The 25,572-nt window shown below is 63.8% G+C and carries 22 protein-coding genes and 1 riboswitch; of the genes, 15 read left to right on the forward strand and 7 right to left on the reverse strand.

Features of this window, described 5'->3' with window-relative positions; all coding sequences use genetic code 11:
- Positions 1–112 precede the first annotated feature (112 nt).
- Together ACFVSI_RS15880 and ACFVSI_RS15885 are read left to right on the forward strand one after the other, a co-directional pair.
- Positions 113–1,147, forward strand: coding sequence for a LacI family DNA-binding transcriptional regulator (locus tag ACFVSI_RS15880; protein WP_387825580.1), 1,035 nt, complete (start codon positions 113–115; stop codon positions 1,145–1,147).
- A 16-nt stretch (positions 1,148–1,163) separates the two neighbouring features.
- Positions 1,164–2,357, forward strand: coding sequence for a Gfo/Idh/MocA family protein (locus ACFVSI_RS15885; RefSeq protein WP_387825583.1), 1,194 nt, complete (start codon positions 1,164–1,166; stop codon positions 2,355–2,357).
- An 89-nt stretch (positions 2,358–2,446) separates the two neighbouring features.
- Here ACFVSI_RS15885 and ACFVSI_RS15890 read toward each other — a convergent pair whose 3' ends face one another.
- On the reverse strand, positions 2,447–3,376 hold the full coding sequence (locus ACFVSI_RS15890; RefSeq protein WP_387825586.1) for a LysR family transcriptional regulator: 930 nt from the start codon (positions 3,374–3,376) through the stop codon (positions 2,447–2,449).
- Positions 3,377–3,486: 110 nt separating this feature from the next.
- On the opposite strand from ACFVSI_RS15890, the gene tdh reads away from it, so the two are divergent.
- The 4 genes from tdh to hutI all read left to right on the forward strand — a co-directional run bounded on the left by tdh (position 3,487) and on the right by hutI (position 8,239).
- Positions 3,487–4,533: an L-threonine 3-dehydrogenase gene (gene tdh, locus ACFVSI_RS15895; protein WP_387825589.1), complete on the forward strand. Its 1,047-nt coding sequence runs from the start codon at positions 3,487–3,489 to the stop codon at positions 4,531–4,533.
- 19 nt (positions 4,534–4,552) lie between these two features.
- Positions 4,553–5,746, forward strand: coding sequence for a glycine C-acetyltransferase (locus ACFVSI_RS15900; protein WP_387825592.1), 1,194 nt, complete (start codon positions 4,553–4,555; stop codon positions 5,744–5,746).
- A gap of 154 nt (positions 5,747–5,900) precedes the next feature.
- Positions 5,901–6,998, forward strand: coding sequence for an NAD(P)/FAD-dependent oxidoreductase (locus tag ACFVSI_RS15905; protein WP_387825595.1), 1,098 nt, complete (start codon positions 5,901–5,903; stop codon positions 6,996–6,998).
- Positions 6,999–7,009: 11 nt separating this feature from the next.
- Complete coding sequence (gene hutI, locus ACFVSI_RS15910) at positions 7,010–8,239, forward strand: imidazolonepropionase (protein ID WP_387825598.1); 1,230 nt, start codon at positions 7,010–7,012, stop codon at positions 8,237–8,239.
- A 71-nt stretch (positions 8,240–8,310) separates the two neighbouring features.
- Here the strand turns inward: hutI and ACFVSI_RS15915 are convergent, their stop codons facing one another.
- On the reverse strand, positions 8,311–12,213 hold the full coding sequence (locus tag ACFVSI_RS15915) for an endo-alpha-N-acetylgalactosaminidase family protein (RefSeq protein WP_387825601.1): 3,903 nt from the start codon (positions 12,211–12,213) through the stop codon (positions 8,311–8,313).
- A 274-nt stretch (positions 12,214–12,487) separates the two neighbouring features.
- Between ACFVSI_RS15915 and ACFVSI_RS15920 the strand changes: the two genes are divergently transcribed.
- The 5 genes from ACFVSI_RS15920 to ACFVSI_RS15940 are packed head-to-tail and all read left to right on the forward strand — an operon-like array spanning position 12,488 to position 16,967.
- The gene (locus tag ACFVSI_RS15920) at positions 12,488–13,405 is read left to right on the forward strand and encodes an SIS domain-containing protein (protein ID WP_387825603.1); all 918 of its coding nucleotides are present in this window, start codon (positions 12,488–12,490) and stop codon (positions 13,403–13,405) included.
- Between the two features lie 9 nt (positions 13,406–13,414).
- On the forward strand, positions 13,415–14,350 hold the full coding sequence (locus ACFVSI_RS15925; protein WP_387825606.1) for an ROK family protein: 936 nt from the start codon (positions 13,415–13,417) through the stop codon (positions 14,348–14,350).
- The gene (locus ACFVSI_RS15930) at positions 14,347–15,315 is read left to right on the forward strand and encodes a 1-phosphofructokinase family hexose kinase (protein WP_387825609.1); all 969 of its coding nucleotides are present in this window, start codon (positions 14,347–14,349) and stop codon (positions 15,313–15,315) included. The genes ACFVSI_RS15925 and ACFVSI_RS15930 overlap by 4 nt, the downstream gene beginning before the upstream one ends.
- On the forward strand, positions 15,297–16,151 hold the full coding sequence (locus ACFVSI_RS15935; RefSeq protein WP_387825612.1) for a ketose-bisphosphate aldolase: 855 nt from the start codon (positions 15,297–15,299) through the stop codon (positions 16,149–16,151). Before ACFVSI_RS15930 ends, ACFVSI_RS15935 begins: the two co-directional genes overlap by 19 nt.
- A gap of 24 nt (positions 16,152–16,175) precedes the next feature.
- Positions 16,176–16,967 carry a DeoR/GlpR family DNA-binding transcription regulator gene (locus tag ACFVSI_RS15940; RefSeq protein ID WP_306841460.1) on the forward strand — a complete coding sequence of 264 codons (792 nt, stop codon included), beginning with the start codon at positions 16,176–16,178 and terminating at the stop codon, positions 16,965–16,967.
- A gap of 9 nt (positions 16,968–16,976) precedes the next feature.
- On the opposite strand, the gene ACFVSI_RS15945 is transcribed toward ACFVSI_RS15940, so the two are convergent.
- Positions 16,977–17,633 carry a histidine phosphatase family protein gene (locus tag ACFVSI_RS15945; protein WP_387825615.1) on the reverse strand — a complete coding sequence of 219 codons (657 nt, stop codon included), beginning with the start codon at positions 17,631–17,633 and terminating at the stop codon, positions 16,977–16,979.
- Between the two features lie 47 nt (positions 17,634–17,680).
- On the opposite strand from ACFVSI_RS15945, the gene ACFVSI_RS15950 reads away from it, so the two are divergent.
- Positions 17,681–18,454: a CPBP family intramembrane glutamic endopeptidase gene (locus tag ACFVSI_RS15950; protein ID WP_387825618.1), complete on the forward strand. Its 774-nt coding sequence runs from the start codon at positions 17,681–17,683 to the stop codon at positions 18,452–18,454.
- 124 nt (positions 18,455–18,578) lie between these two features.
- Here the strand turns inward: ACFVSI_RS15950 and ACFVSI_RS15955 are convergent, their stop codons facing one another.
- Entirely contained in the window at positions 18,579–19,217 is a 639-nt protein-coding gene (locus tag ACFVSI_RS15955; RefSeq protein WP_387825621.1) for a VOC family protein, read from the reverse strand.
- 191 nt (positions 19,218–19,408) lie between these two features.
- Here ACFVSI_RS15955 and ACFVSI_RS15960 point away from each other — a divergent pair, with 191 nt between their 5' ends.
- The gene (locus ACFVSI_RS15960) at positions 19,409–20,749 is read left to right on the forward strand and encodes a bifunctional o-acetylhomoserine/o-acetylserine sulfhydrylase (protein WP_387825624.1); all 1,341 of its coding nucleotides are present in this window, start codon (positions 19,409–19,411) and stop codon (positions 20,747–20,749) included.
- A gap of 171 nt (positions 20,750–20,920) precedes the next feature.
- Positions 20,921–21,038, forward strand: a riboswitch (SAM riboswitch).
- Positions 21,039–21,052: 14 nt separating this feature from the next.
- Positions 21,053–22,174, forward strand: a complete 1,122-nt coding sequence (locus tag ACFVSI_RS15965; protein ID WP_387825627.1) for a homoserine O-acetyltransferase — start codon at positions 21,053–21,055, stop codon at positions 22,172–22,174.
- Between the two features lie 46 nt (positions 22,175–22,220).
- On the opposite strand, the gene ACFVSI_RS15970 is transcribed toward ACFVSI_RS15965, so the two are convergent.
- The 3 genes from ACFVSI_RS15970 to ACFVSI_RS15980 are packed head-to-tail and all read right to left on the reverse strand — an operon-like array spanning position 22,221 to position 24,725.
- Entirely contained in the window at positions 22,221–22,658 is a 438-nt protein-coding gene (locus ACFVSI_RS15970; RefSeq protein WP_387825629.1) for a hypothetical protein, read from the reverse strand.
- Between the two features lie 44 nt (positions 22,659–22,702).
- Positions 22,703–23,854, reverse strand: coding sequence for a winged helix DNA-binding domain-containing protein (locus ACFVSI_RS15975; protein WP_387825632.1), 1,152 nt, complete (start codon positions 23,852–23,854; stop codon positions 22,703–22,705).
- Positions 23,855–23,882: 28 nt separating this feature from the next.
- Entirely contained in the window at positions 23,883–24,725 is an 843-nt protein-coding gene (locus ACFVSI_RS15980; RefSeq protein ID WP_387825635.1) for an SGNH/GDSL hydrolase family protein, read from the reverse strand.
- 70 nt (positions 24,726–24,795) lie between these two features.
- Between ACFVSI_RS15980 and ACFVSI_RS15985 the strand changes: the two genes are divergently transcribed.
- Positions 24,796–25,446 (forward strand): alpha/beta hydrolase, encoded by a 651-nt coding sequence (locus ACFVSI_RS15985; protein ID WP_387825638.1) that lies wholly within the window; start codon positions 24,796–24,798, stop codon positions 25,444–25,446.
- Positions 25,447–25,572 lie beyond the last annotated feature (126 nt).

Below are 25,572 nucleotides of genomic sequence, written 5' to 3' on the forward strand. Positions count from 1 at the left end.
TGAGGCCCGCTTTGCGCACTTTGGCTCGCCGAAAACACGCAAAGCAGGCCCCGCAACGCAATACGATCGAGCAAAAGAACGCGACGCACTACAGGAACCAGCAGGGGGAAGCATGGCCAAAGCAGGCAGCACCGGAATCCGGCCCACCATCCGAATGGTGGCCGAGCTGGCCGGCGTGTCAACGGCCACGGTTTCGTACGTGCTCTCAGGCCGCCGGGGCGATGGCGGACCGGGCGTTTCGGATCCGACGGCGGAGAAAGTCAAGGCCGCTGCGGAGCGGCTCGGCTACCGCCCCAACCAGGCAGCCCGGGCCATCCGGACGGGCCGGACCAACACAGTGATCCTGTCGTTGACCATGCTCTCGGATCCCTGGTCGTTGTCCGTCATCGAGGCCGTGCAGAAGGCTGCCGTACCACTCGGGATCACCCCGATGATCCTCGGCGATGCGGACTGGGTCAAAGTGCTCGGAACGCACAACGCGGACGCCGTGTTCGTCGATGCTGTCCGCCATGACCAGCGGGAGGACCTGCGGAAATTGGCGGAACGTGGGACCACCTTGGTGGTCTTTGACGAAGAGGTGGAACCCGACGGTTTTGATGTGGTCCGTTCCATTGCCGGCCCCGGTTGCCGCATGGCCGTGGAGCATCTGCTTCACGGCCATGCAAAGGTGGCCTGCCTGACGCCTGCCACCGCTGCCGGCACTTCCGGCGGCACGCGCTACCGGGCCTATTCGGAGGCGTTGGCTGCGGCGGGCATCACGGAGCGGCACGATTACATCGGACTGTTCGATGGTACGAGCGCCGGTGCCTATGCCGCTGCCACGCGGCTCCTCAGCATGCCGGACAGGCCCACCGCCATCTACGCCACCACGGATTACGCCGCCGTCAGCGCCATCAACGCGGCCCAACGCCTGGGCCTGGGGGTCGGCTCGGACGTGGACATCATCGGTGTGGGCAACACCGTCGAAGGCGAGCGGATGTCGCCTTCGCTGAGCACTGTCGGTCCCGTGGACTTCTTCGACAAGCTCGCCCGGCGGCTCCTGAAGCGGGCCACCGGTCACGTAGAGCCAGCCGTCCTTGACTTCCCCTGGCACCTGTTTGTGCGCGAATCCGCGCCGCACCGCAGCGCCGCCACCAGACTTAGATAAGAACCAGCAAAGGAACATGCACACCATGGAAAAGGATTTGAAGGTCGGCATCGTAGGTTTTGGCCTGCGCGCGGGGTTGTGGAAGCACGCCCACAAGCCTGGCCAGGGCTCGGAGGTCACCATCATCTGCGACCTCAGTGAACGCGGGCGCGCCGATGCCGCCGAGCGCGTTCCGACGGCCCGCATCACGGACAACCTTGAGGAGCTGCTGGAAAGCGGCCTGGACGCCGTACTGGTCCTGACCCCCGACAGCCAGCACGCCGCCGTCGCCGTCCGGACCCTGAAGGCAGGCATTCCGACATTTTGCGAGAAACCTTTGGACATCACTGTCGAGGCCGCCGACCTGATCCTTAAAACCGCTTACGACACCGGTACACGCCTGTACGTTGGCCACAACATGCGCCATATGCCCGTTGTAGTGCAGATGCGCCAACTCATCGAAGAAGGCGCCATCGGCGAGGTCAAGGCAATCTGGTGCCGGCATTTCGTGGGGCACGGCGGGGATTACTACTTCAAGGACTGGCACGCGCAGCGGGCCAATGTCACGTCGCTGTTGCTCCAAAAAGGTGCCCACGACATTGACGTGATCCACTGGTTGGCGGGTGGCTATACCAAGCGGGTCGCCGCCGTCGGCGATCTGGCCGTCTACGGCGACGTAGCCAACCGTTCCGATAACGCTGGCAAGCGCATGGGGGACTGGTTCTCCCTGGAGAACTGGCCGCCGACTGAACAGAAGGACCTGGCGGAGGTGATCGACGTCGAGGACATCTCCATGATGAACATGGTGCTGGATAACGGGGTGCTGGCCTCCTACCAGCAGTGCCATTTCACGCCGGATTACTGGCGGAACTACACCATCATCGGCACCAAGGGCCGGATCGAGAACTTCGGCGACGGGCCGGGGGAGGCCATCAACGTCTGGACCTCGCGGACGTCGGGGCGCGGGGAACCGGACCGGGTCATCACCATTTTGGACGGAGAGGGCGGCCACGGTGGCGCCGATCCGAGGCTGATCGAGGAGTTCCTTCGGTTCGCTTCGGAGGGCGGCGTTACCCAGACAAGCCCTATTGCGGCGCGGCAGGCCGTAGTTGCGGGAATCCTGGCCGCGGAATCGCTGCGCGGAGACGGTTCGGCGAGGGAGGTCCCGGAGCTGCCTGCCGAACTGGTGGAGTACTTCGACGCCGGACAGCCCGCCCTGGTCCGCGACTGACCCCGACTGGCGGCACCTCCCGCTGCCGCTGACCCAACTGGGGGACAGATAACGCTCCATTGAGCCCTCAGTAGAGCATGTGCTGTCCCCTAGTTGGGTGAGGTAAGCCCGGTCATGACGGTTTGAAGTGACTCGCAAACCGTCATGACCGATTTCCGTTTCAGGGTCTCGGGCCGGGCCAGGATGTCGATCTTGCGCACGGAGTTCACGCCCGCCAACGGCCGCAGCACCACGCCTGCGTCGAGCACCCGCCGCGCCGTAAAGCGTGGCAGCAGGCCGATCGCGCCCCCGGCCGACACCAACGCCGCCACCGTCGAATAGTCGTTGATGCGGTGCAGCACTTCCGCCGGTCGCCCGCTGACGGCAACGACGGCGGCCAGGACGTCAGCGGGGGAGTAGCCATCGCGGCTGGTCACCCAGGGTTCATCCACGACGTCGTCCGGCTCCAGTTCGGCGCGGGACGCCAAGGGGTGCGCCGCGGGCAGTGCGATGTCCAGGGGCTCATCCGCCAGGGGTATCACCGCGACCTTGTCCTCCGGCCACGGCGGGCTGTTGTCCATCCGGTGCGCCAGGACAAGATCGTAGCGCGCCACCAACCCGGGGAAGTCCTCCTGGGCCACGTCCTCATCGGAGAGGCGAAGCCCCGGCGACGTGCCGCCGTCGGACGCTTTTCCGGGTGCCAACAGCGCCGCCAAAGGGGCGAACAGCGCTTGCCCCGCGCTGTGAAAGGCGCTGACGCTGACCGGCGCGTCTGGAGCGTCGTGGTACGCGCCGATGGCCGCCCGCGCATCCGCCATGGCGTTGACGACGGCGGCACCCGCCTCGGCGAGCACGCGGCCGGCATCGGTCAGCACCAGGGCGCGGCCCTCTTTTCGCGTCAACGGAACATCCACTGATTTCTGCAGGAGTGCGAGCTGTTGTGAAACGGCCGAGGGGGTGACCATGAGGGTCTCAGCCACGGCCTTGACGCTGCCGAGGTCGCCGAGTTCCCGCAGCATCTGCAATTGATGGATTTCCATTAGCAAATCCTAAATCGTTGATTGAGAAGAATCTAGTTGTGCTAAATCGTTGTCGGGCTTTCAATGGAAGTCAGCAGCAGCGAAGCAGCACCAAGCCAGTGAGGAACCCCATGAAGGCTCTCTACAAATCCGGACCACACGCAGGGTTCGAACTCGTCGACCGTCCCGAGCCTGAAACAGGCCCGTCCGACGTCAAGATCCGTGTGATGACCACCGGCATTTGCGGCACCGACCTCCACATCCAGAGCTGGGATGCCTGGGCGCAGAGCATCATCGAAACCCCGCTCATCGCCGGGCACGAGTTCTACGGCGAAGTGGTGGAAATCGGCGAAGACGTGCGCGATGTCAAGGTGGGGGACCGCGTGTCCGGTGAAGGCCACGTGGTCTGCGGGATCTGCCGCAACTGCCGGGCCGGCCGCCGCCAGATGTGCATCCACACGGTCTCCGTCGGCGTGCAGCGCGACGGTGCGTTCGCCGAATACGTCGTCATCCCCGAGACCAATGTCTGGGTGCACCACGACGAATCCGTCACGCCCGAACTCGGCGCCATCTTCGATCCCTTCGGAAACGCGGTACACACTGCGCTGAGTTTCCCGCTGGTCGGCGAGGACGTGCTCATCACGGGTGCGGGTCCGATCGGATTGATGGCCATCGCCGTGGCCCGCCACGCCGGTGCCCGCAAGATCGCCATCACGGATGTTTCCGCGCCCCGTCTGGAACTTGCCAAGCAGATGGGCGTGGACCTCGCCGTCGACGTTTCCAAGATGCGCGTTCGCGAGGCACAGCAGGAACTGGGCATGCGTGAAGGCTTCGACATCGGCCTGGAAATGTCGGGACACCCCACGGCCCTGCCTGAGATGATCGAGAACATGAACCACGGTGGCCGCATCGCCATGCTCGGCCTGCCCAGCCAGTCCATCGACATCGACTGGGGCAAAGTGGTTACGCACATGCTCACGCTCAAGGGCATTTACGGTCGTGAGATGTTCGAGACCTGGTACGCCATGAGCGCCATGCTTTCTTCGAACCCTGTGCTGCACCGCAACATTTCCGCCGTCGTCACCGACAAGCTGCCCGCCACCGAGTGGGAGAAGGGCTTCGAGATCGCCAGCAACGGCGTGGGCGGCAAAGTGGTCCTTGACTGGACTGAACTCTAGGAACCCCAGGAGCAATTCAATGTACTCAGCCATCAAAGACCAACTCCAAGGCGAACTCGAGGAGATCCGCGGTGCCGGGCTCTTCAAGACCGAACGCCACATTGATTCCCCGCAGGCAAGCCACATCGCCGCAGGCCAGCTCGGGCAGCCGGCCAACCAGGTCCTGAACTTCTGCGCCAACAACTACCTTGGCCTCGCCGACCACCCGCAGATCATCGCCGCCGCGAAGTCCGCCATGGACGAGCGCGGCTTCGGCATGGCCTCTGTCCGCTTCATCTGCGGCACCCAGGACCTGCACCTCGAGCTGGAAGCCCGTGTTTCGGCCTTCCTTGGTACCGAGGACACCATCCTGTTCTCCAGCTGCTTCGACGCCAACGGCGGAGTCTTCGAGTCCCTTTTCGGCCCGGACGACGCCATCATTTCCGACTCCCTCAACCACGCCTCGATCATCGACGGCATCCGTCTGAGCAAGGCCAAGCGTTTCCGCTACGCCAACCAGGACATGGCTGACCTCGAAGCCAAGCTTGTTGAGGCCTCCGGTTCTCGCCGGAAGATCATCGTCACCGACGGCGTCTTCTCCATGGATGGCTACCTCGCACCCCTGGAGGCGATCTGCGACCTCGCCGAGAAGCACGATGCTTTGGTGATGGTGGACGACTCCCACGCCGTCGGCTTTATGGGCCCCACCGGTGCCGGAACGCCCGAGCACGCCGGAGTCTCTGAGCGAGTGGACATCTACACCGGTACCTTTGGCAAGGCGTTGGGCGGCGCTTCCGGTGGCTATGTTTCCGGCCGCGGCGAGATCGTCGCGATGCTGCGCCAGAAGGCCCGTCCGTATTTGTTCTCCAACTCGCTGGCTCCGGCGATCGTCGCAGCCACCATCAAGGCACTGGAGCTCGTGCAGGGATCCGGTGAACTGCGCACCCGCCTGTTCGAGAACGCTGCGCTGTTCCGTCGCCGCATGAGCGAAGAAGGCTTCGAACTGCTCGACGGCGAACACGCCATCATCCCGGTGATGTTTGGTGACGCAGTTGTTGCGGCGAAGGTTGCCGACGAGATGCTCTCCCATGGCGTCTTCGTCACGGCGTTCAGCTACCCCGTGGTGCCCAAGGGTGCCGCGCGCATCCGCGTCCAGCTCTCGGCCGCCCACAGCACGGACGACGTCGAAGCGTGCGTCCAGGCGTTCGTCAAGAGTCGCGCCGCGGTCGCCTAAGGCCAACGCTCGCTCACGTCCCGCGTGCTTGAGCCTGACGCTCGCTCACTTTCCTGGGGAGAGTGAGCGAGCGTTTGGGTTTAACGGTTGGGATGTGAGCGAGCGACACAGGGAAGGGGCTGTTTGGTGAGAGAGCGTCTGGAAGGATGGACCCATGGCTTCGAATTATGACGTAGTAATCGTTGGCGGCGGCATAGCAGGGCTGTCTTTGGCGGCGGCGTTGGCCGGCAAATGTACCGTGGCCTTGGTCGAGGCCGAGCAGTCGTTGGCTTTCCACACCTCCTCGAGGTCGGCCCGGCAGCTGATCCCCAGCTATGGGCCACCCGTGGTGCAGGAGCTCACCGTGCGGACGCTGGAATTGCTTGCTGCCCGCGACGCCCAGGCATCAGAGCCGATTCTCACTCCGCGCGGCTTCATGCTGGTGGGCGATGAGGAAACTGTCCGGGCCGAAGCCAGCGGAAACATGCACCTCATCAGCCACGCAGAAGCCATGGAGCTCTGCCCCGCCCTCAACCCCGGTTCCTTCACGGCAGCAGGTCTTGATAACGGTTCCTTTGGCTGCAACGCACCGCTCTTGCTGGAGGACCATCGTCAGAGCGCCGCAGTTGCGGGCGTGGACATCATCACCGGTGCGAAGGTGCACTCTGCCCAGCGCTTGGGAAGCGGCTGGCAGGTGGGGGCAGGCACCGAAGGCTTCCAGTCCGGCGTCGTGGTCAATGCTGCAGGTGCGTGGGCGGACGAACTGGCCGTCATCAGCGGCGTGGAAAAGCTTGGGCTCCAGCCCTACCGCCGCACGGCGGCGATCGTCAACGTCGCCAACCCGCTCCCGCTGCAAACCCCCATGGTGTGCGCCGCCGATGATTCCTTCTATTTCCGGCCCGAAGGCAACCAGGTCCTGATCTCGCCGTCGGAACATGTGCCCAGCGGGCCCGAGGACGCCAAGCCCCACCTGGGGGACATCGACACACTGATCGGCAACCTCAACCACCTCACCACGCTGGGCATCCGCTCCGTGGACCGGGCCTGGACCGGACTGCGGACCGAAGCAGCGGACGGGATCCCCGTGGTGGGATTTGATGCCGAAGCACCCGGCTTCTTCTGGCTGGCCGGTCAAGGTGGCTACGGCTTCCAGACGTCCTCGGCCATTGCGGAGTTGGCTGCGGCCCTCATTCTAGGGACCGTCGACGCCGAGAGTCCGGAATCCCGGACAGCGGAGCAGCTGGCGGCCACCCGCTGGTCCATCCGGCGCTGAACAATAGCCTTATGAGCGGAATCACACCACCCAGCACACTCATCACCAACATCGGCGAGCTGATGACCCAGGACCTGGAGCACCGGGTCCTCAAGGATGCGGCGATTGTCCTTGAGGGCGAGCGTATCTCCTGGATCGGGTCGACTGCAGAGGCGCCGGCAGCAGACAACCGGATCGACGCCGAAGGCCGCGCCGTCCTGCCTGGCTGGGTTGATTCGCATTCCCACCTCGTGTTTGCCGGGGACCGCACCGCCGAGTTTGAGGCCCGGATGGCCGGGCAGAGCTACAGTGCCGGTGGCATAGCCGTCACCACCGGGGCGACCAGGAGCGTCAGCGACGACGAGCTGACCCGACTCGTTCGGGACCGGGTGGCTGAAGCTGTTTCGCAGGGAACTACCTACCTCGAGAGCAAGACCGGCTATGGGCTGGATGTGGAGAACGAAGCCCGCAGCGCCCGCATTGCCTCAGCCGAAGTGGACGAGGTCACCTACCTCGGCGCGCACCTGGTCCCCGCAGGCTCCGATCCGGAAGAGTACACAGACCTGGTGTGCGGCGCCATGCTCGATGCCGTCCTCCCGCACGTCCGCTGGGCAGATGTTTTCTGTGAACGGGGTGCGTTCACCGAGGACCAGTCACGCCGTGTCCTGACGGCAGCCCGTGACGCCGGATTGGGTCTGAGGGTTCACGGGAACCAGTTGGGCGAAGGTCCGGGTGTGGCTCTGGCCCTGGAGTTCGCCGCTGCAAGCGTGGATCACGTGAACTACCTTTCGGACAAAGACGTCGCGGCGCTCGCCGAAACGTGGGCCGGTTGGGATCCCGCCACTGGCGCGGGTGTGCGCGGCACGGTGGCTACGTGCCTGCCTGCCTGCGACCTCTCCACCCGCCAGCCCCTGGCGCCCGGCCGGGAACTGATCGACGCAGGCGTCCAGGTCGCGCTGGCAGCCAACTGCAATCCGGGCACTTCATACACCAGCTCCATGGCGTTTTGCGTGACCACGGCCGTGCTCCAGATGCATCTGAGCGTGCACGAAGCCGTTCGGGCGGCGACCTACGGCGGCGCCCTGGCGTTGGGCCGTGAGTCCGGGAACGACGTCGACGGCGAACGGGCGGTGGGTTCGCTCGCCGTCGGACATCGTGCCGACCTTCACATGCTCAAGGCGCCGTCGGCAACCCACCTGGCGTACCGCCCCGGGATCCCGATGACGCATTCCGTCTGGCGGGCGGGCGTACGCGCGGTCTAGTTAACGCAACGCGGGGTCACTTATGGCCGGAAATCCCTCGTGGGATGGGCCATAAGTGACCCCGCGTTGCTTTATGAGCAGGTGAATTTCGCGTCGGCCCAGTCTGCGTGGTCGTTTCCGTTGGAGTCGCCTGCGTCGTCAGCTACGAGCTCCACGTACTGGGCTCCGGTGACATCAACGGTGAGCGGCAGGGGAGCGCTGGTGGCTCCCAGCACCGGGGTTGTGAGCTTGGTGGTGCCGTCAGCCACCACGGAGAACTTCACGCTGCCCCGCGTCGGCTGGGCGTCGTCGATTCCAACGGTGGCGTTGAAAGCGGTGCAGCGGCCTCCCAGGAAGTAGCGGATGGTGCTGTTGGCATGGGCGCCGAGGCCCTTGGCGTAGACGGTGCCGTTGACCGTCAGCGGGGTGCCGTCGCCTGCCCCGGTTCCGCCGTTGGACTGGTCCTTTTCAACCGGTCCCCAGCCATTCGTTGCGCTTACCCAGGGGTGGTCGCTCGCGTAGACCGTTGTCTGCGGCGGTTTGGGGAGCGTCCGGACAGTGGTGGCGGCGCTGATGGTGCGGCTGCCCGTGGGGTCCGTGGTGGTGGTGTACTTTGCCGTCGCCGTGAGGGGGTAATCGCCGTCCGCCGAAGCGGGTGCAGTGACTTTCCAGGTGGTGGCGAGACTTCCACCGGCGGTCAGGGTGCCGGAAGTGGCAGGTGTGGCCGGCGTCGCCGTCCAGCCTTCGGGGAGGGCGAGTTCCACGGACACATCCTTGATGGCCGCCGGTTCGTCGGAGACAAACGTGGTGACCAAGTCCTGCGCCTTGCCCTGCTGGACCACGTCGCCTTGAAGTTCGGCGGAGAGTTGCCCACACGCCGGGACGGCGTCGGAGGCGCCGAGGTCCTCCACCAGGAAGTTGTCCAGGGTGAAGTCGGAGCCGTTTGCGCTGCCCGTGCGCTGCAGCCCCACGAAGTAGTCTCCGCAGAATCCGGTATCGAGGATCTGCTCGAACCGGGCGGTGGTGGTTTTTGCATCAGTCGGCTGGCTGCCCGTCACAGCGGGGCCTGCCTGGGAGTCGTAACCGGAAACCCAGGCGTATTGCCCGGCTTTCGAGTTCTGGTAGTCGAAGGACACCTTGTATTTGTGTCCTGCCAGGAAGGGCACCGTGGCTTCGGTGGTGCGGTACACCATGCCCGGTCCGCCGTCAGGGGCGGTGTTTTCGTCGTGGGCGATCAGAGACCACCTGCCGTCCAGGACTTCGTCGATCACATTGGTGTCCCAGCCCTTCTGCGTGAAAGGCTCGTTGCGCTCGGTGATGTGGGTCCGGGGGTCCGTGGAGCCGCCGGCGTTGCCCTTGACGAAGGGTCCCCAGCCTTGGTCGACGTTCTCGAAGTCTTCGCTGAGCACGCCAGTGGTGGGAACGCGGGTGGTCTTCACCGCCCTGAAGTCGTCCGCGCGTACGGTGGCATCGCCGTCGGCTGCTGTGACCGAAACGGTGGCTTTGGTGTTGTTCCGTGGCACGTCCACCAACACCCGCACGCGCTGGAAGGCCGTCCCGTGCTTCTCGTCGCCGGCCACGTAGTTTTCTGCGTTGGACGAATCGACGGTGATGCTTTCGGTCTTGCCGTTGATGTCGACGGACAGGGTAGTGGGCCGGACCTTGCCGGGTTGGATTTCAAGCCACGCGCTGACCGATTGGGTGCCGGCGTCGAGTTTTACTTCCTGGCTGATCGACGACGGCGTTGCCCCCATTTCGGCGAAGCGGCGCCCCTTGTCGTCGCGCACCTGGGTGACGTTGCCCGTGGAGTTCCAGGGGGAGAGGTCGCTGCCGTTGAACCCGGGATCGTTGAAGGGCGTGCCTTCGCCGAAGCCTGCCTTCTTGGGAAGCGGGTTGTCCTTTGTGGTGAGAACATAGGGCTGCTTCGGGTCGGCGATGACAGTTACCTGGCCGTCGACGACCGGCACGTCAGCGACCTTGACGCGCCCGTTGTCGGTCAGCTTGAACACTTCAAGCGAGCGTGACTTGGCAAACTCCTGGGTGAGCGTCCAGGTGCTGGCTCCACCGGCGGGGTTGTAGTGGTAGAGCTTGTCGGCCTTGCCGTCTTCCTTTGACGACCACGGCAGCAGGTACCTTCCGCCTTGCAGCACGGAGGTTCCGGCGACAGTAATGTTGCGTTCTTCGGCGGTGTTGCCCGTCACCGATACGCCATCGGCAAGGTCGATCCGGTCGGGTGTCCACTTGGTGATCTGGTGGTGCTGCAGGAACTTCGCCGGGAGGTTGGCTGTCCAGACATTCTCATTGAAGGCGTTGAAGTCGTTTTGGCCGGTCCAGCCTTCGAACTCCACAATGTGGCTCACGCCGAGCTTGGGGTCCGGGTTCCACACGTCTGATTGGGTGTTGTTGATGAAGCGCAGGATTTGGGAATTGACGCCCTTGTTGGTGGAGCCACCGTATTTTTCGTCGTTGGCCCAATGCGACCACGTGTTGTTGCGGGACAGGTGGTCGGCCCACTCCGATCCCACGCGGAAGCCGTTCTTGACCAGTTCCTGCTGCAGCCGCTCGGCAAGCCAGCCGAATTCGTAGTAGACGTCCACGTACACGAAGTCCAGGTTCTTGTCCGTGGCCTCGCGGAGTTCTTTGATGCGCTGGGCGAGCTTGCCGGAGTTAATGTCTTGGCGCTGGTTGATGTAGTACGACTGGTCCAGCCAGTTCCAGCCGAGACCCTTGTCGGCCCGCAGCAGGTCTTCGCTGAAGGATTTTGCTTCGGGATAGATCTCCGTGGCGTTGATGTGGACTCCGAAACTGGCGTTCCAGTCCTTGCCCTCCTTCACCAAAGTGTTGAGGTCCTCCAGCCCGCCTGCACGGGTGTTGAAGTTGTTCCCGTAATCGGTGTTGGCAGAGTCGTGGCCTTCGCTGGTGTAGCCCTTGAGCATGGCCACCTGGCCCAACCCATCCGTTGCGAGGGAGATGCGCTTGACGTCATCGAGCGTGCGGAGAAACGGGTGGGTTGCCTGGGATGCGAAGTTGAAGGGGATGTGGGTGATGACGTTGTCCGGGGTCTGTTCGCCCTTGTTGGCGGACACCTGGATGGATCTCATGGCTATCGCTGCGTCCTGCCAGTCCACGCCGCCATCGGCATTCGCGTCTGCGGTGATGGCAACCCTGGTCCACGGAAGTTCCTCCGTGGTGGTGGAACCATCGGCGCGGTACAGCCACTGGCCGCTGGCAATGCCCATGGCCACCCCGCCGGCGCCATCGCTGACGGCTTGGCGCCAGAAGCGGCCCCTGTCCTTTGCGCCTGGGCCGGAGGAGGTGTCGTAAAGGGCGTTGGATTCGACGGCGGCACCCAGTGCGGCGGTGTTGGCCAGCGCGTACGCGGAGCTCTTGGGTGCAGTATCCAGGGGCGTCGCGGCGGTTATCGGCGTGAATTCGTCCCCGCTGACGCTGCGGTCGACTGACAGATTGGCCGTGGAGACTTGGGCGCCTGGCTGTGTGGAGCCAACAGTGACCAGGTTCAGGCGGGGGAGTTGCAAGGTCTTGATGAGGTGTTCTGCGGAGTCCTTGATCTCTGTGACGTTGAAGGAGACCACACTCTTTGTGACGGAGAGCCGGGCCTTGATCACGGTGTTGCCGAAGTCGGGCACGGTGAGGACGTAGTCGCGTGCGTCCTTTCCGTTGGCAGTGGACGATCCCGTGACGCCGTACTCCACTCCGTTGAGGGTTACGGTGTTCAACCGGGCCGTGGTGCCGTCGAGGCGGGATGAGGAAGCGGTGTCGGTGTAGCCAAGAACTTGGGGGAACGTAGTGGCGACATCTACGCGGAGGGCGCCGGAGGTGAGAGTGGCGGTGTCGCCGGCGGTGACGACATCTGTGGGCAGGGACAACGGGACTGCGTCGGCGGGCTCGATGGCCAGCAGTCCCAGCGAGGACGAAGCGACGACGCATGCCAAGCTCAGCGAGGCAAGGCGTCCAGGGGATGTAGAGCGGGGCATGATGCTCCTTATTGATTATTCTGATGGAGTAATAATCACTTTCTTGCGGACTTGTTCAAGACTGCTGCACGAACAAGAAGATGACAAGAGTTAACAGAGAGTTAACTTAAAAGCACATAGCGGAACACCAAAGCGGCGTGATCGTTGCGCTTCACTCACGACGGCGCCAATGCGCGATCTTCTCCAGTAGATGATCCTTGTGAGATCGAAAATGATCGTTTAGTGTTTCTATAGATCAAAAAACGTCATTACATGAGCGGGAGCGAAACACACGATGAGCGAGAACACACTGGGCGCCTTCATGGAGGAAGAGCTGCTCTCCCAGCCGGCGGTTTGGCAGCGCGCCGTGGAGCAGGCGAACGCCGAGCAGCTGCTTCCCGCCGATGGAAAGCGCATCGCGGTCATCGGCTGTGGCACGTCCTGGTTCATGGCCCAGAGTTACGCTGCCGCCCGCGAGTCCGCCGGCAAGGGCGTCACCGACGCCTTCGCAGCCTCCGAGGCTTTCCTCAACAGCAACAGCGCCGACCGCCAGTACGACGCCGTTGTGGCCATCACCCGCTCAGGCACCACCACAGAGGTGCTTGAGATCCTGGCCGGGTTGAAGGGCATTGTTCCCACGATTGCCATCATCGGCGATACAACCTCGCCCATCATCGAACTTGCAGACACGGTGATCGGTCTCCAATATGCAGATGAGCGCTCCGTTGTGCAGACCCGTTTCGCCACCACGGCGCTGGTCTACCTGCTGGCCAGCCTCGGCATCGATGTGCGCCAGGCCATCGAGGACGCCCGTGAAGCCGTGAGCGCCCCGGTGTCCCAGGAACTCCTGGATGCCGAGCAGTTCACCTTCCTCGGAACAGGGTGGACCGTTGGTCTGGCCCATGAAGCCGGGTTGAAGATGCGTGAAGCTGTCCAAGGTTGGACCGAGTCATACCCCGCCATGGAGTACCGCCACGGACCGATTTCCATTGCTGCCCCGGGACGGGTCACGTGGTTGTTCGGCACCCAGCCCGAGGGCCTTGACCAGGACATGGCGGCCACCGGAGCCCTGTACATCCAGACGGACAAGCACCCCCTGGCCGAACTGGCCCGGGTCCATAAAGTGACGCTTGAGCGTGCACGGGTCCGCGGTTTGAATCCGGACCTGCCACGCAACCTGACCCGTTCGGTCATTCTCGACGCCTCCGCCTAGGCCCCCGCAATGGTTCTCGGAGCCGCAGAATCACCGGTCCTGTCCTTCGACGTTGGTGGGACGGACATCAAAGCGGGCCTGGTGGATGCCAAAGGAGTTGTCCTGGGCATGCGCCGGGTTCCCACGCCCCTGGACCCGGCGCGGCCCGGCGACGCCGTCGTTGACCGGCTGGCCGAACTTGCCCTCGAGCTGGCCGCCGAATTCCCGGACACCCCTGCCAAAGCCGCCGGCATCATCGTCCCCGGCATAGTCGACTCGGTGGCAGGGGTGGGCGTTTACTCCGCCAACCTCGGATGGCGGAACTTTCCCTTCACGGCGGAAGCCGAAAAGCGTCTGGGCATTCCGGTGGCCTTCGACCACGATGTCCGCTCCGCCGCTGCCGTTGAGCACGCACTGGGTGGCTCGAAAGAGTTCAGCGAAGTGGTGGTCATGGTGGTGGGCACCGGAATCGCGGCCGCGGTCTTCTCAGGCGGCAAGGCCGTGACGGCGGGTGGTTTCGCCGGCGAACTGGGCCATGCCCAGGTTCCGGACCCCGACGCCGTTCCCGGCACCACCGCTGCCACCATCCTGGAAGCTGTCGGTTCGGCCGGGGCCATAGCCAAGCGCTACCAGCGGGCAACAGGCAACCCCGTACAGGGTGCCCGCGATGTCCTGGCCCGCGCCGGTTCCGGGGACACGGCAGCGCAACGTATCTGGGCTGAAGCCGTCGATGCGCTCGCCTTCACTATCTGCCAGTGCGTCAACATCATCGGCACCGAAGCAGTGGTCATCGGCGGCGGACTCGCAGAGTCCGGCGACAAACTCCTGGAGCCGCTGCGGGCAAGGGTCGAGCAGATCCTTGACTTCCAACGCCGCCCCCGGCTGATCCGCGCCCAGCTGGGCCAGGATGCCGGCCTCCTAGGTGCCGCGCTGAACGCCCGGATGCTGTTGGGAGCCGGACGATGAACCGGGCCAAACTCAACCGCATCATCACTGTGACGCCCAACCCGGCCATCGACATGACCTACACGGTCCGAGGCATCACTGAGGGTGCGAGCCACCGTGTTCCCACCCCGATCAGCCGCGCAGGGGGCAAAGGGATCAACGTTGCGCGGGTCACCCACCAACTCGGATACCCCGTCCTCGCCATTGCACCGACGGGAGGTGCCGCCGGCCAGACGCTGGCCGCAGAGCTCTGGACCAGCGGTGTGCCGCATATCCTGGTGGGCGTTGCGGCGGAGACGCGCCGCAGCATCGCCCTGGTGGACACAGCGGGCGGGGAAACCTCTATTTTCAACGAGGAGGGCCAGGCGCTGCTCCCCGACGAATGGCGTTCGCTCAGGACCGCCGTGAGTGAGGCCGTCACCGGAAACCCCAACCTGCCCGCTTCCGTTGTGGTGGGCTCAGGGAGCCTGCCGCAAGGCGCACCGGCGGATTTCTACCCGGAGCTCGTGCGCATGGCCCACGACGCCGGTGTCCCCGCCATCATCGATACTTCCGGCCCCGGGATCGTCGCTGCAGCCAAAGCAGGCGCCGACATCCTCAAGCCGAACCATCATGAACTGGCCGAGGCAACGGGGGAGCCCAGCCTTGAAGCAGCGGCGCTCTCCTTGATCGACATGGGTGCCCGCACGGTGCTGGTCAGCGCCGGAGCTGACGGCATGCTCGCCTTCGACCACGCCGCCCCGGGCGGCTACTGGAGTGCGCGCTTGCCGGAGGCTCTCACCGGCAACCCCACAGGGGCGGGCGACGCCGGTGTGGCGGCTGCCGCCGTCGCACTCGCCGAAGGCATCACCGAACCCCGGGAAATTCTAAGGAGGGCCACCGCCTGGTCCGCTGCTGCGGTGCTGATGCCGGCCGCGGGCGAGATTTCGCCGCGGTACCAGGAGCTCCAGGACCAACTGATCGTTACATGGAAGGAGACCCGGTGACCCTGGTCAATACGCGGGAACTCATGGACAAGGCCGCCGCCGCGGGCATCGGCCAAGGCGCGTTCAACGTCATCCACATCGAAACTGCTGAGGGCCTGGTAGCCGGGGCTGAGGCCGCGGGCGTTCCACTGATCCTGCAGGTTTCCGAGAACTGCGCGAAGTACCACGGCGGCCTGGAACCGATTGCGTCGGCGGCACTGGCCATTGCGCGGGCGGCCTCGGTTCCTGTTGCACTGCACCTGGATCACGCAGAGTCCGAAGACCTTGCGCTCGCCGCTGTCGATCTGGGGTTTGGTTCGGTGATGTACGACGGCGCGCACCTGCCGTATGACTGGAACGTTGAGGTCACCCGACGCGTGGCCGCCTACGCCCACGAACGCGGCGTCTACGTCGAAGCCGAACTGGGGAAGGTTGGTGGCAAGGACGGAGCCCATGCACCGGGAGTCCGCACCGACCCGGCTGAAGCGAAGGCATTCGTGGAAGCCACGGGAGTGGACGCACTCGCGGTGGCTGTTGGTTCCTCCCACGCCATGACCGAACGCAGCGCCGCATTGGACCTGCATCTGATCGCCCGGCTGAAATCCGCCGTCGGTAAACCGCTGGTCCTCCATGGCTCCTCCGGTGTCACAGACGACATGCTCGTAGCTGCTATCGGCGCTGGTATGACTAAGATCAACGTATCCACACATTTGAACGGGTTCTTTACCCGCGCCGTCCGTGAGTACCTCGATGCCAACCCTGAAGTGGTGGATTCCCGGAAGTACATCAAGGCCGGCCGGGAGGCCCTGGTGTTGGAGTCGGCACGTATGCTGACGCTGTTCGCCAAAGCGAAATAGCGTCGAAACCGCGAAAGGCTAGTCATGACCCGCACCGATCGGCTGACCGCCATCCTCGATCTCCTGGCTGAGTCCGGCCATGTGGAAGTAGAGGACATCGTGACGCGCTTGGGTGTGTCACCTGCCACGGCGCGCAGGGACCTGGACAGCCTGGCCAAGCAGCGGTTGCTCAGCCGGACCCGGGGCGGCGCCACGACAGGATCGGTGGCCTACGATCTTCCCGGGCGGTACAACCGGGACGACCACGCGGAGGCCAAGCAGGACATCGCTGTGGCGGCGTCGGCGCTCATCCGTCCCGGTGCGGTCATCGGGCTGAGCGGAGGGACCACCAACACGGCTCTCGCCCAGCTGTTGTCCACCCGTGAAGATCTCAACGCCCCGTCCAACAGGCCCACGCTGACCGTGGTGACCAACGCGATCAATATCGCCTCCCAACTGGCTGTCCGCCCCAACATCAAGATCATGGTCACCGGCGGCATCCTGAATCCCCGGTCCTACGAACTCGTGGGACCTTACACAGACGTCATCATGCAGAAGGTTGCTTTGGACATCGCCTTCATCGGTGTCAACGGCGTGGATCCGGACCTCGGCCCCACCATCACTGACGAAGGCGAAGCCATGGTGAACACCGTCATGGCGCGCAGGGCCACTGAATCCTACGTGGTGGCCGACTCCTCCAAGGTGCGTCGGCGGTCCTTTGCTGCCATGGCCGGATACGATTTCAGGCACCTCATCACGGATTCCGGGATCAGCCCGGACGACAAGGCCGCGTTTGAAGCCAAGGGGACCGAGGTTATCGTCGCGCCCGCAAGCTGACGGCGGGGGCTAGAAGCGCATCCTCGGCGCGTGAAGGACCGAATCGTCAATATCCCTTGGCACCCACTGGCTGAACGGCAGATCCAGGCTGTACTGGCCGTCGTCGTTCTTGATCAACGTGCGCAACTCCGCGTTGTCAGGGTTGTTTAGAGACTCGAAGTACTCCACCGTCCAGTGGAACCAGCGCATGCAGAACAGGCGCATCGTCAGCCCGTGCGTCACCAGCAGCGTGTTGGGGGCATACGTGGACTTTTGCCAGTGCCGGTACAGCGTCTCCATGAACGAGGACACCCGGTCGTAGACGTCGGAGCCTGACTCGCCCTCACGGAACCGGTAGAAGAAATGGCCGTACAGGTTCCGCAACTCCTTCTGATCCTCGATGTCTCCGGCGATCTGGAAGTTGGCCCAGTCCTGTTCGCGGAGCCTCGGTTCTTCGATGACCCGCTCGATCAAGGGCCCCAGGTTGAGGGCTTCAAGGGTCTGGTAGGCGCGCAGGTAGGGGGAGACGTACACGCAGACCTGCTGGCCGTCGAGCTTCCGCCGCAGGTCCTCCCCGGCGATCCTGGCCTGCTCCACGCCCTGCTCCGTCAACGGAATCCGGTAGTCCGGCACACGGTTGTAAATGGACGTATCTGCGTTCGCGGCGGACTGTCCGTGCCGGATCATGAATATTCTCTCTGGGGCACCCATCCCACCAAGCATAGGGTGGGTACATGTTCCTTGCTTCCCGTCGGCGCCTGCGTGCCGAAGTGCTCATCGTGCTGGGCCTGTCACTGGGCCAGTCGGCCGTCTACTCGGTGGTTCAACTACTGGACAAGTTGAGCCGTGCGCCGCTATCTGAAGCCACCTCGACGTTGAACCGATCGCAGAGCACGCGGGAGTATTTCGATCTCACGTACCAGCTCCTGGACATCTTCTTCGCCCTGGTGCCAGTGGCATTGGTGTTCTATTTCCTCTCGCTTCATATCCATGCGAACCGTGACGGCGAGGGTGGTTCGGCCTTCACCCGGCTGGGTTTCAACCTGGCCCGGCCCGGCAAGGACCTGCTCCAAGGGCTGGGGCTTGCGGCCCTGATCGGTATTCCTTCCCTGGGCCTGTACGCCGCCGGACGGGCACTGGGGATCACCACGGCCATTGTGCCCAGCGGCTTGGACGCCTATTGGTGGACAGTTCCTGTCCTGATTCTCTCCGCGATACGTCACGCGATCGTGGAGGAAGTGATAGTGGTGGGCTACCTCATGGACCGCTTCGGCAAATTCGGCTGGAGCACTCCGATCGCGATTTTGGTCAGTGCTGTATTGCGGGGGAGCTACCACCTCTACCAAGGCTTCGGGCCATTCGTGGGCAACGTGGTCATGGGGCTGGTCTTCGCCTGGCTCTATACCAAGACCAAGCGGGTGATGCCGCTGGTCATCGCGCACGCCCTGCTGGACATTGTGGCCTTCGTCGGATTCAGCTTGTTTGGCAAGGCCGTTGGGCTTGGCTGAGTGGGTGCTTAAAAATATTCGGCCGCCATCGGTGGGTGACGTCATTGGCACCCGCTGATGGCGGCCGAAGCTTTGTGCGGACAACGATGTCCGAAGCCGGGATCACCCCGGATCAAGGGAACCGTCAGATAGTGACTGCTCCGGAGGAGGTTTCGAACGTGACTGCCATGATTCCCGGCGTGCCGTGGGGAGCCATCCACTGGACTGCAACGTCCTCAAGCGGCTTCTCTACCGGCTCACCCAGCCATTCAGTGACGCGTTCTGCCGAGCCGGCAATGGTGAGGCTGGACATCTTGACGTCGCTCTCGTACACCTTGGACGGGTGCAGGGACGGGTCGCCTTCCCACTTGAGCAGGTAGGGCACCTGGGGGTCGGCGATCAAGCCGAGGATGCCGATCTGCTGCCAGACAAGTTCGCGGCCGTCGGGGAACTTGCGGTTGCCGGGGACTGCGGCCCGGCCGAGGCGTTCCTCAAAAGGTGCGAGGTCGTCAACGGCCACGCACCAGCCCATCCAGCCGCCGCCGGCTGCTGAACGCGCACGGACTGCTTGGCCAAAGGGTGCTTTGTCGGAAGCGGGGTGGTCAAGGACCTCCACAACTTCCAAGTACTTGTTGTCCGCCAGGGGAATGATCATGTTCCGGGTGCCGAAGCGGGGGTGCACTCCACCCCGGACCGCGTCCACTCCCAGTGCCGCGGAAATTCGTTCGGTAGTGGCCAAAAGGCCATCTTGTTCACAGGCGTAAGAGACGTGATCCATGCGCATGGCTTCATCTTGGCACTTTGTGATCGGTGTCTCAGCTAAGTCAAGCCTAACCAAGATGGGATCTTGTCGAGGGCGTCATGAATCTCCGCAAAAGACCCCAAAAATTCAGGTGGCGTCATAAAGCTGTCCAACCGCCCGGACACTTCCTAGACTGGCCGCAGTTTGCTTCCCACTGATAGTCCGCCGATCACATGCGTCACGAAGAGGAGAACTCCATGTCCCAAGGATGGTCTTTCGAAACCCGCCAAATCCACGCAGGCCAGGAGCCGGATGCCGCCACGGGGGCGCGTTCGCTGCCGATCTACCAGACCACGTCCTTCGTCTTCCCGAGTGCTGAGAGCGCCGCCAACCGCTTCGCCCTGGCTGAGCTCGCGCCGATTTACACCCGGATCGGCAACCCCACGCAGGACGCGGTGGAACAGCGGATCGCCAGCCTTGAAGGCGGCCTGGGTGCGCTGCTGCTCAGTTCGGGCCAGGCGGCAGAGACCTTTGCGATCCTGAACATCGCAGAAGCGGGGGACCACATCGTGGCAAGCCCCAGCCTCTACGGCGGCACCTACAACCTGTTTGCCCACACCTTGAAGAAGTTCGGGATTTCGGTGACGTTTGTCGAGGACCCGGACAACCTTGAGCAGTGGCGCGACGCCGTGCAGGCGAACACCAAACTCTTCTTCGGCGAGGTTGTCTCCAACCCCCGCCAGGACGTTCTGGACATCGAAGGCGTTGCCGGGGTGGCTCATGAAGCAGGCGTACCGCTGATTGTCGACAACACCCTCTCCACCCCGTACCTGATCCGTCCCATCGAGTGGGGCGCGGACATCGTGGTCCACTCTGCAACCAAGTACCTGGGTGGACATGGGTCAGCCATTGCGGGGGTGATCGTGGATTCCGGCAACTTCGACTTCGGTAAGGATCCGGAGCGCTTCCCAGGCTTCAACACGCCGGACCCCAGCTACAACGGACTGGTCTACGCCCGCGACCTTGGCAAGGACGGGGCTCTGGGCGCCAACCTCTCCTACATCCTCAAGGCCCGCGTCCAGTTGCTCCGCGACCTCGGATCCGCCGTCGCACCATTCAACGCCTTCCTCATCGCCCAAGGCCTGGAGACCTTGAGCCTTCGCGTGGAACGCCATGTGTCCAACGCCACCAAAGTTGCTCAGTGGCTGGAAGCCCACGACGACGTCGAATCGGTCGCCTACGCTGGTCTGCCGTCCAGCCCTTGGTACGAACGCGGACAAAAGTACGGACCCCAGGGCACGGGTGCAATCGTCGCGTTCAACATCAAAGGTGGCGTCGAAGCCGGCAAACGGTTCGTGGACGGGCTGGAGCTGCACTCCCACGTCGCCAACATTGGTGACGTCCGCTCCCTTGTCATCCACCCGGCGTCGACCACGCACAGCCAGCTGACTCCGGAACAGCAGCTCGTGGCGGGCGTCAACCCGGGCTTGGTCCGCCTGTCCGTTGGCATTGAGCACGTCGACGACATCATCGCCGACCTCGAAGCTGGCTTCCGGGCGGCCAAGGGCGCCTGAGCCGGCGTCCTCCACGACGGGCTGATACATCGGCACTGCCGTCCGGATCGACGATTATTCGCCGGACGGCAGTCCCGGGTGCTGTTTGGTGAATCAAAACGGCACCCAACGTCACACTGATGTCACATTCTTCGCCAGAACAGTGGAGTTTTTCCTAGACTCTACGTATTAGGTCATGAGTGCCAGCAGATAGCCCCGGCTTGCTGGCCGGCAACCCTCCTTCCGCGGTGGGGTGCCCCGGGTGAGGACCTGGCCTGTTCGCACGCAAGGCGACAGGCAAGCGCGAGGTTAGGTATCAAAGGAATGACCATCACTGCTACAGCCCTTCCCAAATCCGGTGAAGCCGACGGAACAGTCAAGTACGCGGGCGTAGGACCACTGGCCCTGGAAGCCGGCGGCTATCTGCCCGACGTCGTGCTGGCGTACGAGACGTGGGGCCAGCTCAACGCGGATCGCTCAAACGCTGTGCTCATCCAGCACGCTTTGACCGGCAGCACTCACGTTGCCCGCGGGGCCACCGAGGAGGAAGGGTGGTGGGAGCAACTCGTCGGGCCTGGTGCCACCATCGACACCAACCGGTACTTCGTGGTTTCCATCAACATTGTGGGCGGATGCTACGGCAGCACCGGCCCGTCCTCGAAGGCGCCCGATGGGAGGCCGTGGGGTTCCCGCTTCCCGCTGATCACGCTGCGGGACAGCACTGTGGCCGAAGCCCGGCTCACGGACCTCCTGGGGATCGACGCCTGGCACGCTGTCCTGGGTGGGTCCATGGGAGGGGCCAGGGCGCTTGAATGGGCCGTCACTTTCCCGGAACGGGTCAACCGGTGTGCGGTCATCTCGGTCGGGGCTTACAGCACTGCCGAACAGATCGCGTTCGCCCAGGCCCAAACCCTTGCCATCCGACAGGATCCACACTTCAACAACGGTGATTACTACGACGGCCAGGCACCGGAGCATGGACTGGCCCTGGCGCGCAGGATCGCCCACATCACCTACCGTTCCGCGCTGGAACTGGATTTGCGCTTCGGCAGGGAGGCCCAGCGCCAGGAGAGCCCGCTCGCCGCTGCGGTGCTGGGGGAGCGCGGACGCTACCAAGTGGAGAGCTACCTTGACCACCAAGGCACAAAGCTTGTCCGCCGCTTCGATGCCAACAGCTACATCGCCATTACGGAAGCCCTGATGTCCCATGACGTCACCCGTGGGCGGGGCACGCTGCAGGAGGCTCTTTCCCGCGCCACCGCCGACTTCTTCGTGGCTGCCGTGAATACGGACAGGCTGTATTTCCCGGCCCAGTCCAACGAACTCGCGGCTGCGCTTCCGGGTGATGTTGCTGTCCACACCATCGACGCACCGATCGGCCACGACGGCTTCCTCACCGAAATCGGCCAGCTGTCCGAGCAGCTTCGCGGGGCTTTCTTCTCCTGAGCATCCACCGTGGTTTCGGTTGCGGCAGGTCCAGTGCGCCAGGAGGTCAGCCGTTCATGATCTCCTGGCGCTGCTTCATGTAGTCCTCCATGGCGATCCGCCCGTTGGTGAACTTCGCATCCAGTTCGGCCAGTTTCTTCGCCCGGTAGCCCTGCGGGCCGGAATTGCCGTCGGGGAGGGACGCAGGTGTCGGGGCCTCTGGCTGGTATGAACCGCTCTGCTGGTATGAACCGCCCGGGTTGGAAGGGTTCGACGGCGGAGCGGCCGGCGGTGCCTCTTCCGCGGGCCGGATGACCGGCGGCTCCATTGGGTAGCCCGGGTGGTTCTGGGGAGGGTAGTTCTGTGGCGGGTAGCCCTGCTGCCGATAGTCCGGACCCGGGAAATTCCCGTTCTGCAGGCGGCGTGCCCTGGAGCGGTTGTACATGCGGATTCCCATGGGAATCAGCCACGAGCAGACGATGATCCAAAAGAACAGATTGTTCACAGTGCAGGCCTCCCAAGTCTCAATCCCAGCTTAGCCCCGCCGCCTCACACCAGCTTCGTCTCCATGCCCAGGAAGACGCCATAGCGTTCTGCCTCCGCTTCCAGCGCCGTCTGTTCTTCCTTCGTGGCGGGCGTGTTCATCCGGACGTCCAGCTCGCAGGTGCCACCTGTGAAGCTGTGGCGCCACCACCCGGCCAATCTTCCGTCGAGGAGAACCACGTGCATGGGACCGTTGTCCTCGGGAAGAAACGGGGCGGCTCCGCCGAGGTAGTGGCGTGACTGCGAGTAGCCCATCACGTACTCGTCATAGCACTGGATGAGGTCGACACGGGGCGGTGCGGTTCCGTTGGGTCCTGGGAGTGACCTAAGAGCCTCTGCATCAGCTGAAGGCACGTAAAAGGCCATGTCGTCAACGGACACCGCCGCCAAAGCGCCGGGTGAGACGTCCGTGGCGACATGCAGGCCCACCTTCACGTCCTTCATGGTCAACCCGGACCAGGCCGAGCAGTCCTTCACTGTGGCAGGCCCCCGACTGCTGAAGTACCGCAGGGCCAACTGCCCCAATGCTTGCTCCCGCTCCGCGCCGGTGAGCGGCCCGTCAAACCGACCGGTCACGCGTTCTTCGAACAAGGCGTAGGTCTGCTTCAGGGCACCGCCCGCCGAACGCACAGGAGCACCGCTGACCAGGATGCCGCTGATTTCCGCGTGCATGAGGTGGTAGATGAATCCCAAACCCTTGCTGGGCAAGCCTGCCTGGTCCAGTGCCTCTGCCAACTCCTCGCGGGTCTTATGGGCGCCCCCCGCAACCGCTGCAGCGAGGATCCTGCCGCTGCGCGCCGCAGTTTCTTCATCCACCCCGGTCCGGCGATACATTCCTCGGTTGCCCATATGTAGCCGGTCGCTGGAGAGTCCCATCAGCCAGCCGAGATCGTCCCGGTGAACAAAATGCCACGTGGGCCGGAGGATGTGAGTTCGCAGGATGGTGCCGTCCGCCACATCCTGCTCAACGCCGGCGGCAGTGCTCCCCGGTGTCCGCTGCGCCACAGTCCACCGGGCATAGGGAAATTCCTGCGCCTGGACGGCAAGAAGGTTTCGCACGGCGTCCTCCGGGCTGAAAGCCAGGGGTGGCCTTAACTGCTGGAGCCTGAGACGCAGCTGACGGATCTGCTGCAGCCGCGGGGAAGGACTAGTGGCCACGCTGCCTGCCGTACCTGTCTTTTCCACGCTAGCTGCGCGGCATCAAGGTGCCGCCGGCGCCGAAGACGGGTCCCGGCGTCGGGCGCTTTGGCGTGATGCCGTCGCCGGAAGACTGGTGCCTCAACCGTCGGATGACCCACGGAACAAAGTACTCACGGGCCCAGACGAGATCCGAGGAACGCGCTTCACGCCACGTCCGGGGAGGGAGGGGCTTGGGCATCAGCGGCTCCAGGGTGTGTTGAACGTTCAGTGCGTCCAGGACCATCATGGCGATCGTGTGATGGCCCAGGGGTGAAAAGTGCAGGCGGTCGGCATCCCACATTTGTGAATCGGACAACTGCCGCAGGGACCACATGTCTGCGATGATGGCGTCGTGGCGGGCTGCGACTGTCCGCAGATTTTCGTTGTAGATGGCGACTTTTCCCCGGATTCGGCCCAATACAGAGGAAGCCGTGTCGGGTCCATTGAACAGCACCACCGTGGCGCCGCCGGAGCTCAGCTCGCCCACAGCGATGTCGAGTTTTTCGGCCAGGAGGTCGGGATCGCCGCCGGGACGGATGAGGTCATTGCCCCCGGCCGAGATGGAGATGAGGTCCGGTTGCAGCTCGAGGCAGGGCCCCACTTGCTCATCGACGATCTGCTGCAGAAGCCGCCCGCGGATGGCGAGGTTGGCGTAGGCAAAATCCTCGTGTCCACGCCCCAGCTCTTCGGCTACACGGTCTGCCCAGCCGCGGTTGCCACCAGGATTTGCAGGTTCGGGATCGCCGATGCCTTCTGTGAACGAATCACCCAGCGCCACATAACGGCTCCAAGGGTGCGTTTGAACAGGTTCGCCAGGTTCCACTAAATGATTGTTCTCACTCACGCTCATATCCTGCCCCCTGACGCCCGACCTACGCCACCGTAGGTTGTTACTTGGGGGTAACTGCAAGAATGGAGGCATGACTGAAGCCCCCGTTTTTCCCGCACCCGTAGTCCTGTGGTCCCACAACGAAGCCGAGCGCGCCGGCAAACCTTTGCTGGTCCTGCTGCACGGCTACGGTTCCAATGAGGAGGACCTCTTCAGCCTGGCAGGACTCCTCCCGGATGGCTTCGTGGTGGCTGCCCTTCGCGCGCCGATGCCCACGGGTCCGGGATTCACGTGGTTTCCGCTGACCGCGTCCATTGATTACTCCCTGGACGCGGTCAAGCTCGCCGCCGAATATGCCCTGGACTGGCTGGACACCGTCAAGGCCAACCACTCCTCGGTGACGCTGCTCGGATTCTCCATGGGCATGGCCATGGCGACCACCATGCTGCGCTACCGTCCCGCGGACTTCACGGCCGTCGTCGGGCTTTCAGGCTTTGTGGTCGACGCCGGTGCTGACGCCGCGTTCCGCGACGACGAACTGGACGGTTCTGTGCCGCTGTTCTGGGGCCGTGACCAGCAGGATCCTGTGATCACCCCTGACAAGATCGAATACACGATGGGCTGGGTCCGGAAGCACGTGGACCTCACCAAGGTGCTCTACACGGGGATGTGGCATGGCATCAACCAGCAGGAAATCGGTCACGTAGGAGAGTTCCTCGCCCATAAAGTCCTCAACGGTTGAGTTTTTGTACACATAACGCGCCTAAAAGCGGGGCGGTTTCAGGTGGCCAGTGCAACGCCCTGTAGTTGGAGGGTGTCATGGTGAAGAAGAAGTTGCCGTGGTCAGTTCGTGCGTGTGCGTATCGCC

The sequence above is a fragment of the Paenarthrobacter sp. NPDC057981 genome (assembly GCF_042886835.1).
Taxonomy (GTDB): domain Bacteria; phylum Actinomycetota; class Actinomycetes; order Actinomycetales; family Micrococcaceae; genus Arthrobacter.

Coding starts and splice junctions, on each gene's coding strand:
- ACFVSI_RS15880 (WP_387825580.1), top strand. CDS start 113: ATGGCCAAAGCAGGCAGCACCGGAATCCGGCCCACCATCCGAATGGTG.
- ACFVSI_RS15885 (WP_387825583.1), top strand. CDS start 1,164: ATGCACACCATGGAAAAGGATTTGAAGGTCGGCATCGTAGGTTTTGGC.
- ACFVSI_RS15890 (WP_387825586.1), bottom strand. CDS start 3,376: ATGGAAATCCATCAATTGCAGATGCTGCGGGAACTCGGCGACCTCGGC.
- tdh (WP_387825589.1), top strand. CDS start 3,487: ATGAAGGCTCTCTACAAATCCGGACCACACGCAGGGTTCGAACTCGTC.
- ACFVSI_RS15900 (WP_387825592.1), top strand. CDS start 4,553: ATGTACTCAGCCATCAAAGACCAACTCCAAGGCGAACTCGAGGAGATC.
- ACFVSI_RS15905 (WP_387825595.1), top strand. CDS start 5,901: ATGGCTTCGAATTATGACGTAGTAATCGTTGGCGGCGGCATAGCAGGG.
- hutI (WP_387825598.1), top strand. CDS start 7,010: ATGAGCGGAATCACACCACCCAGCACACTCATCACCAACATCGGCGAG.
- ACFVSI_RS15915 (WP_387825601.1), bottom strand. CDS start 12,213: ATGCCCCGCTCTACATCCCCTGGACGCCTTGCCTCGCTGAGCTTGGCA.
- ACFVSI_RS15920 (WP_387825603.1), top strand. CDS start 12,488: ATGAGCGAGAACACACTGGGCGCCTTCATGGAGGAAGAGCTGCTCTCC.
- ACFVSI_RS15925 (WP_387825606.1), top strand. CDS start 13,415: ATGGTTCTCGGAGCCGCAGAATCACCGGTCCTGTCCTTCGACGTTGGT.
- ACFVSI_RS15930 (WP_387825609.1), top strand. CDS start 14,347: ATGAACCGGGCCAAACTCAACCGCATCATCACTGTGACGCCCAACCCG.
- ACFVSI_RS15935 (WP_387825612.1), top strand. CDS start 15,297: ATGGAAGGAGACCCGGTGACCCTGGTCAATACGCGGGAACTCATGGAC.
- ACFVSI_RS15940 (WP_306841460.1), top strand. CDS start 16,176: ATGACCCGCACCGATCGGCTGACCGCCATCCTCGATCTCCTGGCTGAG.
- ACFVSI_RS15945 (WP_387825615.1), bottom strand. CDS start 17,633: ATGATCCGGCACGGACAGTCCGCCGCGAACGCAGATACGTCCATTTAC.
- ACFVSI_RS15950 (WP_387825618.1), top strand. CDS start 17,681: ATGTTCCTTGCTTCCCGTCGGCGCCTGCGTGCCGAAGTGCTCATCGTG.
- ACFVSI_RS15955 (WP_387825621.1), bottom strand. CDS start 19,217: ATGCGCATGGATCACGTCTCTTACGCCTGTGAACAAGATGGCCTTTTG.
- ACFVSI_RS15960 (WP_387825624.1), top strand. CDS start 19,409: ATGCGTCACGAAGAGGAGAACTCCATGTCCCAAGGATGGTCTTTCGAA.
- ACFVSI_RS15965 (WP_387825627.1), top strand. CDS start 21,053: ATGACCATCACTGCTACAGCCCTTCCCAAATCCGGTGAAGCCGACGGA.
- ACFVSI_RS15980 (WP_387825635.1), bottom strand. CDS start 24,725: ATGAGCGTGAGTGAGAACAATCATTTAGTGGAACCTGGCGAACCTGTT.
- ACFVSI_RS15985 (WP_387825638.1), top strand. CDS start 24,796: ATGACTGAAGCCCCCGTTTTTCCCGCACCCGTAGTCCTGTGGTCCCAC.